The sequence below is a fragment of the Novosphingobium sp. SG707 genome, from assembly GCF_012275515.1.
GTDB lineage: Bacteria > Pseudomonadota > Alphaproteobacteria > Sphingomonadales > Sphingomonadaceae > Novosphingobium.
On sequence record NZ_JAAZQL010000008.1, the window covers coordinates 73196 to 89362 of the forward strand.

17 protein-coding genes are annotated in these 16167 nt (G+C 63.5%); 9 read left to right on the forward strand and 8 right to left on the reverse strand.

Going from position 1 to position 16167, the window contains the following annotated elements:
- Positions 1-25: 25 nt before the first annotated feature.
- The 3 genes from yidC (at position 26) to FHW92_RS19810 (ending at position 3438) form a co-directional block, all read left to right on the forward strand.
- Complete coding sequence (gene yidC, locus FHW92_RS19800; RefSeq protein ID WP_168605016.1) at positions 26-1783, forward strand: membrane protein insertase YidC; 1758 nt, start codon at positions 26-28, stop codon at positions 1781-1783.
- Positions 1780-2436 carry a ribosome biogenesis GTP-binding protein YihA/YsxC gene (yihA, locus tag FHW92_RS19805; protein WP_168605017.1) on the forward strand — a complete coding sequence of 219 codons (657 nt, stop codon included), beginning with the start codon at positions 1780-1782 and terminating at the stop codon, positions 2434-2436. Before yidC ends, yihA begins: the two co-directional genes overlap by 4 nt.
- Before the next feature lie 69 nt (positions 2437-2505).
- Entirely contained in the window at positions 2506-3438 is a 933-nt protein-coding gene (locus FHW92_RS19810; RefSeq protein WP_168605018.1) for a S1/P1 nuclease, read from the forward strand.
- Here the strand turns inward: FHW92_RS19810 and FHW92_RS19815 are convergent.
- Together FHW92_RS19815 and FHW92_RS19820 are read right to left on the reverse strand one after the other, a co-directional pair.
- Complete coding sequence (locus FHW92_RS19815; RefSeq protein WP_168605019.1) at positions 3435-4043, reverse strand: LysE family translocator; 609 nt, start codon at positions 4041-4043, stop codon at positions 3435-3437. The two genes, FHW92_RS19810 and FHW92_RS19815, sit on opposite strands and share 4 nt — an antisense overlap.
- 21 nt (positions 4044-4064) lie before the next feature.
- Positions 4065-4514, reverse strand: a complete 450-nt coding sequence (locus FHW92_RS19820; protein ID WP_168605020.1) for a cupin domain-containing protein — start codon at positions 4512-4514, stop codon at positions 4065-4067.
- A gap of 99 nt (positions 4515-4613) precedes the next feature.
- Here FHW92_RS19820 and dapE point away from each other — a divergent pair, with 99 nt between their 5' ends.
- A complete protein-coding gene (gene dapE, locus FHW92_RS19825) occupies positions 4614-5768 on the forward strand; it encodes a succinyl-diaminopimelate desuccinylase (RefSeq protein ID WP_168605123.1) in 1155 nt (384 codons plus the stop codon).
- A 73-nt stretch (positions 5769-5841) separates the two neighbouring features.
- The gene (locus FHW92_RS19830; protein WP_168605021.1) at positions 5842-7143 is read left to right on the forward strand and encodes a dicarboxylate/amino acid:cation symporter; all 1302 of its coding nucleotides are present in this window, start codon (positions 5842-5844) and stop codon (positions 7141-7143) included.
- A gap of 232 nt (positions 7144-7375) precedes the next feature.
- On the opposite strand, the gene nth is transcribed toward FHW92_RS19830, so the two are convergent.
- The 4 genes from nth to FHW92_RS19850 form a co-directional block, all read right to left on the reverse strand.
- Positions 7376-8026, reverse strand: coding sequence for an endonuclease III (gene nth, locus FHW92_RS19835; protein ID WP_168605022.1), 651 nt, complete (start codon positions 8024-8026; stop codon positions 7376-7378).
- 286 nt (positions 8027-8312) lie between these two features.
- Positions 8313-9041 (reverse strand): 4-hydroxy-tetrahydrodipicolinate reductase, encoded by a 729-nt coding sequence (gene dapB / locus FHW92_RS19840; RefSeq protein WP_168605023.1) that lies wholly within the window; start codon positions 9039-9041, stop codon positions 8313-8315.
- A gap of 67 nt (positions 9042-9108) precedes the next feature.
- Positions 9109-9996: a bestrophin family ion channel gene (locus FHW92_RS19845; RefSeq protein ID WP_168605024.1), complete on the reverse strand. Its 888-nt coding sequence runs from the start codon at positions 9994-9996 to the stop codon at positions 9109-9111.
- A gap of 8 nt (positions 9997-10004) precedes the next feature.
- Positions 10005-10274 carry a hypothetical protein gene (locus FHW92_RS19850; protein ID WP_246870305.1) on the reverse strand — a complete coding sequence of 90 codons (270 nt, stop codon included), beginning with the start codon at positions 10272-10274 and terminating at the stop codon, positions 10005-10007.
- 180 nt (positions 10275-10454) lie between these two features.
- Here FHW92_RS19850 and FHW92_RS19855 point away from each other — a divergent pair, with 180 nt between their 5' ends.
- Genes FHW92_RS19855 through FHW92_RS19865 form a run of 3 tightly spaced genes read left to right on the forward strand, consistent with a single transcriptional unit; the run spans position 10455 to position 12684 of the window.
- Complete coding sequence (locus tag FHW92_RS19855) at positions 10455-11162, forward strand: NAD-dependent deacylase (RefSeq protein WP_168605025.1); 708 nt, start codon at positions 10455-10457, stop codon at positions 11160-11162.
- Positions 11162-11818: an N-6 DNA methylase gene (locus FHW92_RS19860; RefSeq protein ID WP_168605026.1), complete on the forward strand. Its 657-nt coding sequence runs from the start codon at positions 11162-11164 to the stop codon at positions 11816-11818. Before FHW92_RS19855 ends, FHW92_RS19860 begins: the two co-directional genes overlap by 1 nt.
- A complete protein-coding gene (locus FHW92_RS19865; protein ID WP_168605027.1) occupies positions 11815-12684 on the forward strand; it encodes a hypothetical protein in 870 nt (289 codons plus the stop codon). The genes FHW92_RS19860 and FHW92_RS19865 overlap by 4 nt, the downstream gene beginning before the upstream one ends.
- On the opposite strand, the gene FHW92_RS19870 is transcribed toward FHW92_RS19865, so the two are convergent.
- On the reverse strand, positions 12681-15113 hold the full coding sequence (locus FHW92_RS19870) for a zinc-dependent metalloprotease (RefSeq protein WP_168605028.1): 2433 nt from the start codon (positions 15111-15113) through the stop codon (positions 12681-12683). The two genes, FHW92_RS19865 and FHW92_RS19870, sit on opposite strands and share 4 nt — an antisense overlap.
- 171 nt (positions 15114-15284) lie before the next feature.
- Here FHW92_RS19870 and FHW92_RS19875 point away from each other — a divergent pair, with 171 nt between their 5' ends.
- Positions 15285-15779 carry an Lrp/AsnC family transcriptional regulator gene (locus tag FHW92_RS19875; protein WP_168605029.1) on the forward strand — a complete coding sequence of 165 codons (495 nt, stop codon included), beginning with the start codon at positions 15285-15287 and terminating at the stop codon, positions 15777-15779.
- 72 nt (positions 15780-15851) lie between these two features.
- On the opposite strand, the gene FHW92_RS19880 is transcribed toward FHW92_RS19875, so the two are convergent.
- Positions 15852-16121, reverse strand: coding sequence for a hypothetical protein (locus FHW92_RS19880; RefSeq protein WP_168605030.1), 270 nt, complete (start codon positions 16119-16121; stop codon positions 15852-15854).
- Positions 16122-16167: the final 46 nt, after the last annotated feature.

A 16167-nucleotide genomic window follows, 5' to 3' on the forward strand; every position in this document is an offset into this window, starting at 1 on the left:
TGACCAATGTATTGGGGAAATATGCGTGAGTAACCAGCGCAATCTGATTATTGCCATGCTGCTGACCGGGCTGTTGCTGTTCGGCTGGGATGCGGGCCTGCGCTATTTCTATCCCGACATGGGCAAGAAGCCCGCCGTCGCGGCCTCAGCCGCGCCGACCCCCGCGGCCAGCGCCAAGCCGACCCGCGAGGGCGGCCTCGGCAGCGTGGTGGATCAGGCGATTGAGGCCAAGGCGCTCAACGCGGATCTTAACGGCGGCGGCCGGGTGAAGGTGGAAGCGCCGGGCCTGTCGGGCTCGATCAATCTGGTGGGCGCGGTGGTCGATGACCTGTCGATCAACCGCCACAAGCAGACCATCGACAAGGACAGCGCGCCGGTTCGCCTGTTCAGCCCCGCCGGCACGCCCGCCGAACATTTCGCGCAACTGGGCTGGGTCGGTCAGGGCGTGGCGACGCCCAATGGCACGACCGTCTGGGCCGCGCCTGCCGGTGCCAAGCTGACGCCGCAGACGCCGGTGACGCTGAGCTGGGCCAACACCACGGGCCAGACCTTCACCATCACCTTTGCCATCGACAATGATTACATGATCACCGCCAAGCAGGCCGTGCAGAACGCCGGTCCGGCGCCGATCAGCGTGCAGCCCTTTGGCCTCATTCGCCGCACCGAAAAGACCGCCAGCGTCGATTCGTGGAACATCCATTCGGGGCCGTTCGGCGCCTATGATGAAGCGGTGAACTTTGGCGTCAATTACAAGGATGTCGCCGAAAAGGGTCAGGTCAATCCTGATGGCAAGACCAACTGGATCGGCTTTACCGACATCTATTGGATGAGCGTGCTGGTGCCCGATGCGGTGCCCGCCACGGGCGATTACCGCAGCCTTGGCAACCAGCTTTTCCGCGCCGACCTCATCTATCAGCCGCAGGTGGTGGCCCCCGGCCAGACCGCGCTGCGCGCGACCCGCCTGTTTGCGGGCGCCAAGGAAAGCCTGCTGCTCGACAAGTATGAGGCGCAGGGCGTGACCCGCTTCAGCCTCGCCATCGACTGGGGCTGGTTCCGCTGGTTTGAAAAGCCGATCTTCTGGCTGCTGCGTTCGCTGTTCAAATTCGTCGGCAATTTCGGCGTGGCGATCATCCTGCTGACCGTCATCGTGCGCGGCATCATGTTCCCGGTGGCCCAGCGCCAGTTCTCGAGCATGGCCGCGATGAAGGCGATCCAGCCCAAGATGAAGGCGCTGCAGGAACGCTATAAGGACGACAAGGCCAAGCTGCAGGAAGAGACGCTCAAGCTCTACAAGGAAGAGGGTGTGAATCCGCTGGCGGGCTGTCTGCCGATCTTCCTTCAGATCCCGGTGTTCTTTGCGCTGTATAAGGTGCTGATGGTGTCGATCGACATGCGTCACCAGCCTTTCGCGCTGTGGATCCATGACCTTTCGGCGCCGGACCCCAAGCATATCCTCAACTTGTTCGGCCTGCTGCCCTTCGATCCGCCCAGCTTCCTGGCGATCGGCGTGCTGGCGGTCATTCTGGGCATCACCATGTGGCTTCAGTTCAAGCTGCAACCGGCCGCCCCCGATCCTGCTCAGCAGCAGGTGATGGGCATCATGCCGTGGATGATGATGTTCATCATGGCGCCCTTTGCCTCGGGCCTGCTGGTTTACTGGATCACCTCGAACCTTCTGACCATTGCTCAGCAGAAGTATCTGTATGCACGGCATCCTGACTTGAAGAAGAATGTCGATAAGGAGCGCGCCATCGTCGAAGCGGCGGCGCATAAGAAAAAGTGAACGAAGACAACAATCTTGAACTGATCGAGCGCGCCCGGAAAGTGTTTTCCGGGCGCGTGGACTTTTTGCTGTCCGCGCCCGCGCTGAAATTCCTGCCCGATCCGGTGGTGCCCGAAATCGCGCTGTCGGGGCGTTCGAATGTGGGCAAAAGCTCGCTCTTGAACGCCATCACGGGCCGCAAGGCGCTGGCGCGCACCTCGGTGACACCGGGGCGCACGCAGGAGCTGAACTTTTTCGACGTGGGTGGGGTTGCGGGCGAAATCCCCGATTTCCGTCTGGTCGACATGCCCGGCTATGGCTTTGCCAAGGCCCCGCCCAAGGTGGTGGAGCAGTGGAAGAAGCTGGTCCGCGATTTCCTGCGCGGGCGGGTGGTGTTGAAGCGCACGCTGGTGCTGATCGACAGCCGCCATGGCGTGAAGCCGCCCGACCTTGAGATGATGGAAATGCTGGACGGGGCGGCGGTGGGCTATCGCCTGGTGCTGACCAAAGCGGACAAGGTCAAGGCCAGCGAACTGGACGAGGTCCATGCCAAGGTGATGGCCGAGGCGCGCAAACATTCGGCTGCCTATCCCGAAGTGATGATCACCAGCAGCGAGACGGGGATGGGCATTGCCGAGATCCGCGCGGCGGTGTTGGGCGATGCCGAGCTTTAAGCTTTACGTCTGTCATATTCCGCCGCTAACATCGGGGTAAGTTTGTCTCGAGTGAGGTCGCTTACCCCCATGTCTCGCAAAAAGTTTCGCAAAAGTTTGAAGCTGCTGGCCGCCGGTGTGGCGGCGCTGGGCCTGTCCGTGTCGACCCCGGCTCTGGCATGGGGCGATCTGGGCCATCGCACGATCGCCAATATCGCGCTGGCCAATGTTTCGCCCAAGACCAAGGCGGCGATCGACGCGCTGCTGACGGCGCAGGAAGGGCTGGGCACGGCCCAATGCCCGGTCCATTCGCTGGGCGATGCGGCGACATGGCCCGATTGCCTGCGCAGCGAGAGCTGGCGCTGGGGCCATACGTTCCCCTGGCATTACCATGATGGCGACATCACCGCGCCCGCCTTTGACATGAAGGCCAATTGCAGCGGCGGCCAATGCGCGACGTTCCAGATCACCCGCTTTGAGCGCATTCTGGCCGACAAGAGCCTGCCGGTGGCGCAGCGGCTCGAAGCGCTCGCTTTCCTCAGCCATATCGTGGGCGACCTGCATCAGCCGCTCCACGCTGCCGAACATGACCATGACGCGGGCGGCAATGGCGTGACGGTCACCAATCTGCCGGGCGAACCCTATATCATCAACACCACCCCGCCCACGGTGGTGAACCCCAAGGCCGGTACGCTCAACCTGCATTGGATGTGGGACAATTTCCTGGTTATCCGCGCGCAGAAAGCGGGCAAGCTACCCGAAGTGCGCGCCTATTCGGCCGCCGACCGCGCCAAAATCGCCACCGGCGGCATTGCCGACTGGGCGCAGGAAAGCTGGCAGATCGCCCATGACACCGTTTATCCGCAGGCCTTCGGCCATGTGGTGAGCGCCGAGGAAAAGACCGCGAAGGATGTGACCATCAGCGATGCCGCCATCGCGCAGGACATTCCCATCGTCAGCCAGCGCCTGCTGCAGGGCGGGCTGCGTCTGGCCAAGGTGCTGGACGAAACGCTGGGCGGCTAAAGCGCCGAGCCGGCCAGCCAAAGTGCAATGCCCAGCATAATCAGCGCCATCACGCGCCGGATGCGAACCATCCGGCGCGGGTTGCTGATCAGGCCATGTGCTCTGGCCCCGCCCGCCACGATGGCCAGATGGACGGCCGTGGCCAGACCCACGCTGATCGCGGCAAAGCCCATGGCCTGCGCGATGGTGGGCGCGGCGCCGCCAAGGAAAGGCGGCACCACCACGACAAAGAACAGCAGCGCCTTGGGGTTGAACAGATTGACCAGCAGGCCCGAGGCGAAATGGCGCCCGATGCCGCCCGGTTGCGGCGCACCGGGGGCGATGTCGGCCTCGCGCCACGCCTGCCATGCCAGCCAGAGCATCAACGCCACCCCGGCCCAGCGCAGCCCCGACAGCAATCCGGGCCGTACGCTGAGCAATTCGACCAGCCCCAGCGCGGCCAGCATCGCATTGAGCGCCAGTCCGATCCCGATCCCGGCGGTGGCCACCAATCCCGCACGCCGCCCCTCGGCCAGACTGAGCGCGGCGAGCCATGCCATATTCGGCCCCGGCGTCAGCTCGATCACCAGCACGGCAAGGGTAAATTCAAACCAGTTGATGGTCATGGCCTTGCCCCGCGCCGCGCATCAATCCGCAAAGGGCGTACCGTCGCGGTGGAGAAAGCGGTCGCCTTCGAAGATCATGTCGATGTCGCTGTAGCCGCCCGATGTGCGCGGGCCTGCCGAAAGGGCGAGGAAGGTGCAATCCTCGCCGCTTTCATTGATCAGATGATGGCCATTGGCCACGCCCGCCGGAAAGACCGCCATATCGCCCGCCCGCATCACGCTGCGCGTGCCATCCTCGACCAGCACCGCCTCGCCGCTCAGCATCACCACCATCTCGTCCTCGCCATCGTGCCAGTGGCGCTGGGATGACCAGGCGCCCGGTTTCAGCACGACATGGCTGGCCCCCAGATGGGCGAAGCCTGAGAGCGGGGCAAGGCGGCTGTACCAGCGCCCGGCAACGGGCCCTGCATGTTCGGGCGGATAGCCGGTGCGGTTGGTATGGGCGAGCGAGGCGAGGTCGATCTTTGGCATCGGCGCAGGATAGGGCGGGCGGCGGTTGGCGGCAAGCGGGATGGTCCAAACTCCGCTTGCCCTTGGCCCTGCATTTGCTAGGCGAGGGGCATGAATGACATGGTGAAGAGCGAGTTGGTCCGGCCCGGCGCCGGTGTGGCCGAATTGGCCGAGGCCCTGATTGCCTGCCCCAGCGTGACGCCCGCCACGGGGCTGGTGTTCGATTGCCTTGAGGAAATGCTGGTTCCGCTGGGCTTTGTCATCCACCGCGCCGTGGTGGGCGAGGCGCCCGACGGGCCGGTGGAAAACCTCTTTGCCATCCGTCAGGGGCTGCAGGGCAGCCGCCATTTCGCCTATGCGGGCCATGTCGATGTCGTCCCCCCCGGCGAGGGGTGGAGCAGCGCGCCCTTTGCGCCCGAACGCCGGGGCGAATTGCTCTATGGTCGCGGCGCGGTGGATATGAAGGGCTCGGTTGCCGCCTTTGTTGCCGCCCTGCGCGATATTCCGCGCGAGGAGGGCACGATCAGCCTGATCATCACCGGCGATGAGGAAGGCGCGGCGACCTTCGGCACAGTCAAGATCATCGAGCATATGCGCGAGACCGGGATCAATCCCGACCTGATCCTTGTGGGCGAACCCACCAGCGTCAACCGCCTTGGCGACATGATCAAGGTCGGGCGGCGCGGCAGCGTCAATATGTGGATCGAGGTTGAGGGTAGCCAAGGCCATGTCGCCTATCCGCATCTGGCCGACAATCCGATCACGCGGTTGGTGGCTATGCTGTCGGAACTGAAGGCTATTAAGCTGGACGAGGGAACCGACTGGTTCCAGCCCAGCAATCTGGAGGTGACCGACATCTCCTGCGGCAATCCGGCCACCAATGTCATCCCGCAAAAGGCCAGCGCGCGCATCTCGATCCGTTTCAACGATCTGCACACGGGCGAGAGCCTGTCAAAGCTGGTGCGTGAAATCGGGGCCAAGCATGGCGCATCGGTCCGTCCGGTGATCTCGGGCGAGGCTTTCCTGACCCCGCCGGGCGAGTTTTCCGCCATCGTGGTCGATGCGATCCGCGCCGAGACCGGGCTGGACACCGAAATTTCCACCAGCGGCGGCACGTCGGATGCGCGCTTCCTCAAAGCCTTGGCCCCGGTCATCGAATTTGGCCTGTGCAACGCCACGATGCACAAGAAGGACGAGGCGGTCGCGATTCCCGATCTGGAAACGCTTTCGCGGATCTATGCCCGCATCGTGCTGGCCGGTCTCAAACGCGCCTGATACGCTATCCGGCCCAATTGCCCGCATGAGCGGTGATTGGTAGCCGGATTTTTTCTTTCGGAGTTTTTCCAAGATGCGCCAGCGTCTGACGCAATTCCTGATTCTGGGCCTGATTCTGGGCATAGGCTTGGGCTATGTCCTGCATTCGTCCTATGATCCGGCCGATCCCTTGCTGGCGGCATGGTCCGATTATCTCAAGCTGCTGCCCGATGTGTTCCTGCATCTGATCAAGATGATCATCGCGCCGCTGATCGCCTCGACCATCATCACCGGCATTGCGGGCATGGGCGATTCGACCGCGCTGGGCCGCATCGGCGCCAAGGCGATGGCCTGGTTCATCTCGGCCAGCTTCGTCTCGCTGCTGCTGGGCATGGTGCTGGTCAATTGGTGGCAGCCGGGCGTGGGCGTCAATGCCGTGGCCAGTTCGGGGGTCGATCTGGCCACCAAGGAACTGACCGTCCGCCACTTCGTGCTGGAAATCTTCCCGACCAGCGCGCTGGAGGCGATGGCCACCAACAATGTGCTGCAGATCCTGCTCTTCTCGGTGTTCTGCGGCGTGGCGCTCAGCGCGATTGGCGAGAAGGGGCGGATCATCGTCGAATTCGCCGAGGCGGTGGTGCAGATGATGCTGCAGGTCACCGGCTATGTGATGAGCGTTTCGCCCATCGCGGTGTTTGGCGCGGCGGCCTCGATCGTGGCGCAAAAGGGGCTGGGCATCATCGCCACCTATGGCGTGCTGGCGGGGGAATTCTATGCGGGTCTGGCGATCCTGTGGATCATCCTGATCGCGGCGGGCAGCCTGTTCCTGGGCAAGAAGATCTTCCTGCTGATGCGCTATGTGCGCGAGCCGGTGCTGATCACCTTCTCGACCGCGACCAGCGATGCATCCTTGCCGCGCATGTTCGAGGCGCTCGATCGCTTTGGCGTGCCGCGCCGTGTGTCGGGCTTCGTCCTGCCGCTGGGCTATGCGTTCAACCTCGACGGCTCGATGATGTACACCAGCTTCGCTTCGCTCTTTATCGCGCAGGCCTATGGTATCCACCTCAGCTTTCAGCAGCAGATCCTGATGCTCCTGACGCTGATGGTTTCGTCCAAGGGCATCGCGGGCGTGCCGCGCGCCAGCCTCGTCGTCATCGCCGCCACGCTCAACCAGTTCCACGTGCCGGTCGAAGGCGTCGCGCTGCTGCTGGGCATCGACACGTTCCTGGATATGGGCCGTTCGGGCACCAGCGTTTTCGGCAATGCCGTCGCCACCGCCGTGGTCTGCCGCGCAGAGGGCATGTTGCAGCCGCCGCTGGACCCCGATGCGCCGTTGCCCGAGGCGCCGCATGATACGGCCGAGCATGGGCGCAAGGGGTTGCATCTGGAGGGGTAGGTTTTTTGGGGTTTTGCCTCCGGCGGGCAAAGGGACTTGTCCCTTTGCAATCCCGTTAATGGGGTGGTGGGCCGGATAGGGTGCGGTGAATTTATAGCCTGCGGCGCATCGGCCTCGTGCTGGATTGCGCCGCAGGCTTTATTATTTCAACGCCGCGTCCGACACGTTAGGCCGAACCTATCGCGCAACGCAGACCGTAACGGGAGCGCGAGGGACGAGTCCCTCGCATCACCTACTTCTTCGCCTTCTTCTCCAAAACCTTATCCTTATACCCGCACAGATCCACCACCGGACAGCGCCAGCATTCCGGCGTCCGCGCCTTGCAGATGTATCGCCCGTGGAGGATCAGCCAGTGATGCGCGCCCACGCGGAAAGGCTTGGGGGTCTTCTTTTCAAGGCTGCGCTCGACCGCGTCCACGTTCTTGCCCTTGGCAAGGCCCGTGCGGTTGCCCACGCGGAAGATATGCGTGTCCACCGCAAAGGTTTCGGCTCCAAAGGCGCAGTTGAGCACCACATTGGCCGTCTTGCGCCCCACGCCGGGCAGTTTGACCAGTTCATCGCGGTCGGCGGGCACTTCGCCCGCATGCTCTCGCACGAGGATCTCGGCCATGGCCATCACGTTCTTCGCCTTGGAATTGAACAGGCCGATGGTCTTGATGTGGTCCTTAAGTCCCTCTTCGCCCAGATCCAGCATATCCTGCGGCGTCTTGACGATCTCGAACAGCGCCCGCGTCGCCTTGTTCACGCCTACATCGGTCGCCTGCGCCGAAAGCGTCACCGCCACCAGCAACTGATACGTATTGCCAAACTCTAGCTCCGTCTGCGGGTCCGGATTGGCCTCGGCAAGGCGGCGGTAGAATTCGAAGATGTCGGCGGATTTCATATGCGGGGTATGGCTTGGATGGGGGCGGGGGGCAAGAAGGTTTGCCTCCGGCGGGCAAAGGGCGGGGGCCCTTTGCAATCCCATTATGGGGTGGTGTTTGATTTGCCAGAATGAGGGAAATTCAATGTTTTAAAGCCTGCGGCGCGGCGAACTTGCGCCAAAAGCGCCGCAGGCTTTAAAATTCAAACGCTGATCCGACACTCAACGCCGAACCCTATGCGCAACAAAGACATTACCGGGATTGCCAAGGGACGAGTCCCTTGGCCCGCCGGAGGCATTTAAAACCTCACAACCCCAACACTTCCCGCATCCCATACCGCCCCGCAGGCCGCCCGGCCAGCCAGAGCGCCCCCTTGACGGCCCCTCGCGCAAAGATCCCGCGATTTTCGGCAATATGGCTCAGAGACAGGCGCTCGTTATCGGCCAGAAAATGGACAGTGTGATCCCCGGCCACGCTGCCCCCGCGCAAAGCTGCAAAGCCAATTGTGCCGGATTCGCGCGCGCCGGTGATGCCGTCGCGCCCGCGCACGGAAACATTGGACAGGCCGACCTCGCGCCCGCGCGCCGCCGCTTCGCCCAGCAGGAGCGCTGTGCCCGAGGGTGCGTCCACCTTCATCCGGTGGTGGGTTTCAACGATCTCGATGTCCCAGTCCTCACCCAGCCGCTTGGCCGCTTCCTCGACAAGGAAGGCCAGCATGTTGACGCCCAGCGAGGTATTGCCGGTCTGCAGCACGGCGATTTTGTCGGCGGCCTGATCGAGCAGCCAGTGGTGGCGTTCCTCAAGGCCGGTGGTGCCCACAAGGATCGGCACGCCCGCCGCGATGGCCGCATCCAGATTGCCTTCGAGCGCGGAGGGCGAGGAAAAGTCGATCAGCACATCCGATGCGGCGGCCAGCGGGCCGACATCCTCATCCCGGTCCACGCCGCCCGCCAGTTCATGTCCGGCATCGGCAATGGCCTGCGCGATGGCGCGGCCCATACGTCCGCCGCTGCCGATAATTCCCAGTCTGGTCATGGGGTAAATTCCTTTCGGCGCGCTTCATGGGCGAGGCGCGCCAGAATCGCAATTCCCCAAATCGCAATTACCAAAGTACGCCTTCGGCATCCACGACCACCGGCGCGGGCGCGCTTTCGCCCAAGCCCTGCAGCAGGTCGATCTCGATGGTGCGGCACATCGTGTCGAGCGGCAGATCGTGGCGTGTATTGGCAAAGGGATCGACCAGATCATCGCCGATCGCCAGCACCGCCATGAACATCATCCCCGCCACGGTCGAGCCCAGCGGTGTGGCCGGTCCTAGCGCCTCGACCAGACCAAAGGGCAGCAGGACGCAGAACAGATGGGTGAAATAGGTTGGGAACAGCCGGAACTGCGCAGGCAGGGGCGTGTTCTTCAACCGCTCCATCCCGCCCTGCGCATTGGCGATATCGACCAGAACCCTCTCGATCTGGGTCTGCTGGATCGAATCGATGATGCCCTGCGCTCGCGCCTGCGCCACCTGGGCGCCGGTGGCGTCCAGCAGGGCATTGGCGGTGTTGGTGCGCGTCTGGGCCGCCTTGGCCTCGGCCGCGGGGATATAGGGCAGCGCATCGCCTTCCAGCGGCAGGCGGCGCAATTGGCAGCGCAGCGCGTTCACATAGGCGATCTGGCGCAGCACGATGGCGCGCGCCATGGCCTGTCCGTCCGCCCCGGTCATGAAATTGCGCGACGCACGCGCCAGATTCCGGCTGGCATTAATCATCAGCCCCCACAGCCCGCGCCCTTCCCACCAGCGCTGATAGGCCGAGGTGGAGCGAAAACCCAGGATCAGCGCCAGAACGCTGCCGAACAGCGTGAGCGGCAGGCCGGGCGCGGGAAAGGGCACCACATAATAGGTGATCGTGACGATCACATCCCAGATGAACAACAGCACCAGCGGGGTCTTGATCGACCGGGCGATGCTGCGAAGGGTATGGGGTGTGTGGATGATCATGGGTTGGTTCAGTGTCCTGAATTGGTCTGGGCGGCGTGATACAGGGCAAGCGAAGAGCCCGAAGCCGGGCGCAGTTCGAACCATTCGGGCCGTCCGATGGCTATCATAAATATGAGCAGCGCCAAACAAAAGGCGACCAGTTCAAACCGCCCGCGAAACTGGTTGCGCGGCTTGCCCGGTGTGGTGGGCAGGGCGGAATTGAGCGGCCGGTGGCGGATCGGGCGCGGGCCGGGGGGCGTGCGCGGCTGAAAGCGGCGAAAGGGATTGGGCGAGGGCATGGCTGGCTCCATGATTGAAAGCATTGATCAGAATGACAATCTGGGCGGTCAGCCTCTCTGTTGAATGGCCGTTTCGTTACAAATCTTTGCTGCGATGCGGCATTTCGTTGTGCGGTGCGTCATAAGCGGCGGATCGATCGGCGGCTTGGCCTTGGCCGCGCTTTCGGGCATAGGAAAGGCATGGAAATGACAGGCAATATCGTGATCCTGACCGGGGCGGGATGCAGCGCGGAAAGCGGGATCGACACATTCCGCGATGGCGGCGGTTTGTGGGAACAGCACCGCGTCGAGGATGTCGCCACGCCCGAAGCTTTTGAACGCGATCCCGCGCTGGTTCAGCGTTTTTACGACATGCGCCGCGCCGCGATCCAGACCAAGGCTCCCAATGCTGCCCATTACGCGCTGGCCCGACTGGAGCGGGAATGGGATGGCGGCACGGTCACGCTGGTGACGCAGAATGTCGATGACCTGCATGATCGGGCAGGCTCGAAAAACCTGATCCATATGCATGGCGAGCATCTATCGGCATGGTGTACCGCCTGCGACACGCGGATGGGCTGGACTGCCCCGCTGATCGAGGGGCCGCCATGTCCGTCCTGCGGGGCGGCGGCGCTGCGGCCCGATATCGTGTGGTTTGGCGAGATGCCCTATCGCATGGAGGAGATCCATGATGCGCTGCGCGATTGCGATATTTTCGTGTCCATCGGCACCTCGGGCGCGGTCTATCCGGCGGCGGGTTTTGTCCGGCTGGCGCGGGAAATGGGCGCGCATTGCCTCGAACTCAATCTGGAGCGCAGCCAGGGTTCGGCATGGTTCCATGAAACGCGGCTTGGCCCGGCGGGCGATATTGTGCCTGCGTGGGTGGAGGAACTGGTCGGGCCGGATTGATGGCCTCGCTTATCCCTGATGCCAGGGCGGAAGCTGATTATGCGGGCCAAGCGGCGCCCGATCATCGCAAGGCTTTGGGGCAATTTTTCACACCCCCGCGTCTGGCCGCGCTGATGGCCGATTGGGTGGCGGGGGCGCAGCCGCGCATGATCCTTGATCCCGCGATGGGGGCGGGTGTGCTGACCCGCGCGGCGCAGGCGCGTTGCCCGAATGCGCAGGTGGTGGCCTATGAGCGCGACGAGGCAATCTTGCGCGCCGCCGATGCCGGACGGGCGCAGGTGCGGCATGAGGATTTCCTGCGCGCCGGGTGGGAGCACTATGACGGCGTGGTGATGAACCCGCCCTATATCCGCCATCGAGAACTGCGCGATCATGGCCCCTTGCGTGCGGAGATTGGCGCGCGGGCCGGCTATGTCCTTCCCAAATCGGCCAATCTCTATGTCGATTTCGTGGTCAAGGCGACGTGTCAGTTGCGGCGCGGCGGGCGGGGCGCTTTCCTGATCCCCGGCGAATGGATGGGGGCCAATTTCGCGCGCGGGTTCAAACAATTCCTGCTGGGGCCGGGGGGCTTGCAACAGGTGGTGCTGTTTTCGGGTGCCGATGTGTTTGATGATGCGCTGACCACGGCTTCGATCCTGTTGGTGCAGCGGCCATGATTACCGGCTGGGATTGGCGGGGGCCAGAGAAAGGAGAGGGCGATTGGCCCGCCTCGCTCGATGAACTGGCGGCGGGGGCGCGGCGGGTGGAACTGTCGCGGGCGGAACTGGCCGGGACGGATAAATGGGAGCCCTTGCTGCAAGGCCATCGCGGCGAGGCGCGGGCCGGGTTTGTGCCTCTGGCGCAACTGGCGCAATTCCGGCGCGGGATCGCCACGGGGGCCAACGGGTTCTTTCTGCTGAATGCGCAGAAGGTGGCGGATCTGGGCATTGACCCTGCGCGCTGCCTGCCCTGTGTCGGGCGGGCAACGGCGGTGCGGGGGCTGATCTGGCGAGGTGGGGGTGATGGGCTGCTGCTCAACCTCTCCGATCCGCTGATGTCCGCCGAGGCCGCCTATGTCGCGCAGGGGGCGGCGCAGGGGCTGCCCTCGCGCTATATCCTGGCCCATCGCCAGCCTTGGTATGGGATGGAGCGGCGCGCCGTGGCGCCGATCTGGGGCGCGGTCTTCGCCCGGGGGGCCTTGCGCTTCATCCATAATGCGGCGGGGTGGAGCAATCTGACCTGCTTCCACGGCATCTATCCCTTTTCGGACGATCCGCTGCTGCATCAGGCGCTGGTGCTGTGCCTCAATTGCGATTCGGTGCGGGCGGCCTCGCGGCTGCATGGGCGGGTCTATGGCGGGGGCCTCAACAAGTTTGAGCCCAACGATCTCAAAGGTCTGATGGTGCCCGATCTGCGCCTTGCGGATCGCGCCTTGCTGGAGGAAATGGCCGCGCATCTGGCGCTTCTCGACGCCGCGCCCGAGGATCAGGCGCGGCGCCGGAAGGCTGATGAACTGGCCGAGGAAGCGGCCAGTCGCGGTTAGTTGTCAAACCAGCCGGTATCGCCGCCAATCGGCATACCCGGCGGGATGGCGGGTGCCTTGCGGCCCATCTTGCCGATTTCCGCCTCCAGCGCGGGGCCGTTTTTCAGCAGCGCCGCCACGGTCTTGCCCCAGCCGGTGCCTTCGCCCAGCTTGGCCGCAGCCGCATCCAGCTTTTCCTGAAGCAGGGCGGCCACATCGACCGGCGTTGCCGCATCCCGCCGCGCCCGCGCCACCGAAAGCAGCGCGCGCAGGGCAATGCGCCGCTCGACCGGCGTCGCATTATGCTCCCACGTTGCCGCGCCCAGCGCGTCGATCATTTCGGCAAGGCCCAGTTGCCCCGGATCGCGCGCCTGTTGCAGATGAACGCGGGTCAGGCGCGTGGGCGCCAGCAGGCTGTCAAGCGTGACCTGCGCGGCAACATCGGTGGCGACCAGCGGATCGAAGGCGGCGGCTCCGGCATTGTCGAAAACCTCGGTGTCGAATTGCGCGTCGTTGCGTCCGTTCACGCCCGATGACAGCCAGCCCACCAAAGCATCCGGCACGGTCAGTTCTGCGGGCGAGAGGGTTTTGAGCATCGCTGCCAAAGCTGCGCGCTGCTTGGCCGGCGTCACGGGCTGGGCCGGTTTGTTGGCGTCCCCGGCCACGGCATAGGCATAATCGACGCCGCCCACCCATTTGCCGGTCGCCGCCACTTCATAACGCGCCAGCAGCCACACCGGCACGAATTTGCGCCGCAGGTTGGACAAAGCCTCGCCTTTGCGCAGCACGCCGGGGCCAAAGTTGTTCAACGCCACGCGCCGCACCGCCAGCATATGGGCAAGTTCCTCGGGCTTGTCCTCGCCATTGTCCCACATGCTGTCATGCGGGGCGGGGCCATCATCGGCGCGGCCATCGATGTCGGTCATATAGCGCGTGCCTTTGGCGAACTCTGCGTCCGCCAGCGCGAAGGCCCATTTGTCGGCATCCGTGCCGGGCTTGGGCTGGCCATAGAGCCATTGCACGGTGAATTTGTCCCACGAACCGATGCCCTTGGCATAGGCGTCGGACAGGTCGATCTTGCCGCCCTTCAGCCCGATCAGCGGTCCGGGATAATCCATCACCGAGGTGCGGCCCTGCGTCGATCCGGCAAAGTTGTGAACAAAGCCGATGGCATGGCCGACCTCATGCGCGCCCAACTGGCTGATGCGATCAAGCGAGACCTTGACCGGATCGTTGGGGCCGCCGCTATTGTCCTGCGCCGCGCCCACCAGCGCCTCGAAGATCTGCATATCCTGCCGCACGCGTAGCGCGCCCAGCACGACATTGCCCTTGATGATCTCGCCGGTGCGCGGGTCGATGATGCCCCCGCCATAGGACCAGCTGCGCGTCAGGCGGTCGCCCCAGTTGACGATGGAATAACGCGCATCCTGCGGGTCGATGTCGGGGGTGAGGGGCTTGACCTGAAAGGCGTCAATATAGCCCGCGCTTTCAAACGCCTGATTCCACCATGCCACGCCGCGCGCCAGAGCGCCGCGAATCGGTTCGGGCGCGGCATTGTCGATATAGAAGGTGATCGGCTTTTTGACGCGCGACTTGGCCGCCGTCGGATCCACCTTGTCCAGCCGGAAATGGTTGGCCAATTGGTACTGCACATCGTCGCCCAGCGGTGTGCCGAAGTCATAGACCTGTGTGCCATGGCTGCCCGAACGGATGTCGAATTTACGCACCGCAAAACCGGGGCCGGGCAGACGGATCAGCGAATGGCGGATGGTGAAGCTGATCTGGCGCGGATCGGCGGCGATATTGCCCACCTCGCGCCCCGGCGTGTCCGAGGCGAAGGTCTGCACCGCCTCCATCTCGATATTATCGGGGAAGACCTTGACCGAGGTCGGGTCGGCGGCGGAGAGATTATCCGCCAGACGGAACCCCTTGGCCTCCTGATTGAGCGCATCGGCCAGATGCATCGTATCGCGGGTCAGGAAAGGGCTGATGTCCACCACCGTGCCCTTGGCGTCGGAGGAGACGATGTCGAGCATGGCAACGGTGCTGAAGGGGAAACTGGTCTTGGCGCCATATTGTACGGATGCCTCGCCAGTGGCGCGAAAGCGGGGGTTTTCATAGACCACGGCCACCTTGCGCCCAAAGCGGCGGAAGGTGAGGATCTGGGTTGGCCCCAGCATCCCCCGGTCGATGCGGATCGGGGCCGAGCCAAGCCCGCTGCGCACGGCGGTCGCATAGATGAAGCGGCCCATCACCCCTTCGGCATCGGCTTTGGGCAGGGTCAGCAGGATCTTGCCCGCATCGGCATCGACCCGCACGGGCAGCAGATCGCCGTCCTTGGTGTTCGACACGCCAACGGGATCGGCCATGGCCAATTGCGGCGCCAGCAACGCCATCAATGCCACGCCTGCCAGCTTTTGGCCCAGTTTCCGGCCCCTTGCCTGCTTCATGTGATGCCCCTTTTCGCTTGAGATCGCCGTGTTCTAGCCAGCCATGCCTCACGGCAAAGGTGCCAGTTTGACGTATTTCCAAAGCTACCACAGTCGTCGCACTCTATCTGACGAAATACGGAGCAGTTTTGCCTGCTTCTTGACGGAAATCCGTTGCAACAAGGGGCCCGCGTGACGGAAAACACTCTCACCGAATTTGATGCCACAGACTTTCGCATCATGAACGCATTGGTCGAAGACGGCCGGATGTCGGACGTGATGCTGGGCGAAAGGGTGCATCTTTCCGCAACGGCTGCGGCCCGGCGGCGCAAGCTGCTGGAGGAACAGGGCGCGATCAAGGGCTATACGGCCGAGCTTGATCTGCCGATGCTCGGCCTTGGCATTGTGGTCATTGTGGCCATCGAATTGCGATCGCAGGCCGATTCCGTGCTGACCGAATTTGAAGAGGCGGTCGTGCGCTGTCCCTCGGTCACCTTCTGCAGCTTTGTCTCGGGCGACACGGACTTTCTGATGATGGTCCATGTCAAAAGCTTTGAGGATTACGACCGGATCTATCGCAGCGAACTGGCCACGCTGCCCCATGTGGCCAAGATCCGCTCCAGCTTTGTCATGCGCCGGGTGACCCAGCGCAACGTGCCGCCTGCGGTCTTTGCGCGGGGCAAGTGAAGGCGATTCGCGCGGCTTTGAATTCGGGCGAGATCGGGCGGGCGGCATTGGGAATCCAAAGTAATAATTCAATTATGATAAGAAATTCTCTAATATATGTAAAAAATATGCCGATGTTTCTCGGAAAAAATTGAAAACTATCGTGTAGAATTTGCTGCGTTGCAAAAGAAGGTTGGGCTTCAGCGCGGCAATGGCGAGATAAAAGGGGTCGCACCCTTTTGGGATATTCAACAGGGGGCCGCTGAACGGGCCGAAACCAAGGGGCGGAATTGGTGCAGGACCGGCCTGACGCCATCGCCCGATCATAAAAGCGCGGCGCCCGCCATCGGGCAGCCGCGACACGGGAACAGGATCGCCGGGGAATAAACAGATAACCAATAGGGGGTTT

What these genes read in the sequence shown, in the direction of transcription:
- FHW92_RS19810 (WP_168605018.1), top strand. Translation starts at nt 2,506, where the DNA reads ATGTCTCGCAAAAAGTTTCGCAAAAGTTTGAAGCTGCTGGCCGCCGGT.
- FHW92_RS19815 (WP_168605019.1), bottom strand. Translation starts at nt 4,043, where the DNA reads ATGACCATCAACTGGTTTGAATTTACCCTTGCCGTGCTGGTGATCGAG.
- FHW92_RS19820 (WP_168605020.1), bottom strand. Translation starts at nt 4,514, where the DNA reads ATGCCAAAGATCGACCTCGCCTCGCTCGCCCATACCAACCGCACCGGC.
- dapE (WP_168605123.1), top strand. Translation starts at nt 4,614, where the DNA reads ATGGTGAAGAGCGAGTTGGTCCGGCCCGGCGCCGGTGTGGCCGAATTG.
- FHW92_RS19830 (WP_168605021.1), top strand. Translation starts at nt 5,842, where the DNA reads ATGCGCCAGCGTCTGACGCAATTCCTGATTCTGGGCCTGATTCTGGGC.
- nth (WP_168605022.1), bottom strand. Translation starts at nt 8,026, where the DNA reads ATGAAATCCGCCGACATCTTCGAATTCTACCGCCGCCTTGCCGAGGCC.
- dapB (WP_168605023.1), bottom strand. Translation starts at nt 9,041, where the DNA reads ATGACCAGACTGGGAATTATCGGCAGCGGCGGACGTATGGGCCGCGCC.
- FHW92_RS19845 (WP_168605024.1), bottom strand. Translation starts at nt 9,996, where the DNA reads ATGATCATCCACACACCCCATACCCTTCGCAGCATCGCCCGGTCGATC.
- FHW92_RS19850 (WP_246870305.1), bottom strand. Translation starts at nt 10,274, where the DNA reads ATGCCCTCGCCCAATCCCTTTCGCCGCTTTCAGCCGCGCACGCCCCCC.
- FHW92_RS19855 (WP_168605025.1), top strand. Translation starts at nt 10,455, where the DNA reads ATGGAAATGACAGGCAATATCGTGATCCTGACCGGGGCGGGATGCAGC.
- FHW92_RS19860 (WP_168605026.1), top strand. Translation starts at nt 11,162, where the DNA reads ATGGCCTCGCTTATCCCTGATGCCAGGGCGGAAGCTGATTATGCGGGC.
- FHW92_RS19865 (WP_168605027.1), top strand. Translation starts at nt 11,815, where the DNA reads ATGATTACCGGCTGGGATTGGCGGGGGCCAGAGAAAGGAGAGGGCGAT.
- FHW92_RS19870 (WP_168605028.1), bottom strand. Translation starts at nt 15,113, where the DNA reads ATGAAGCAGGCAAGGGGCCGGAAACTGGGCCAAAAGCTGGCAGGCGTG.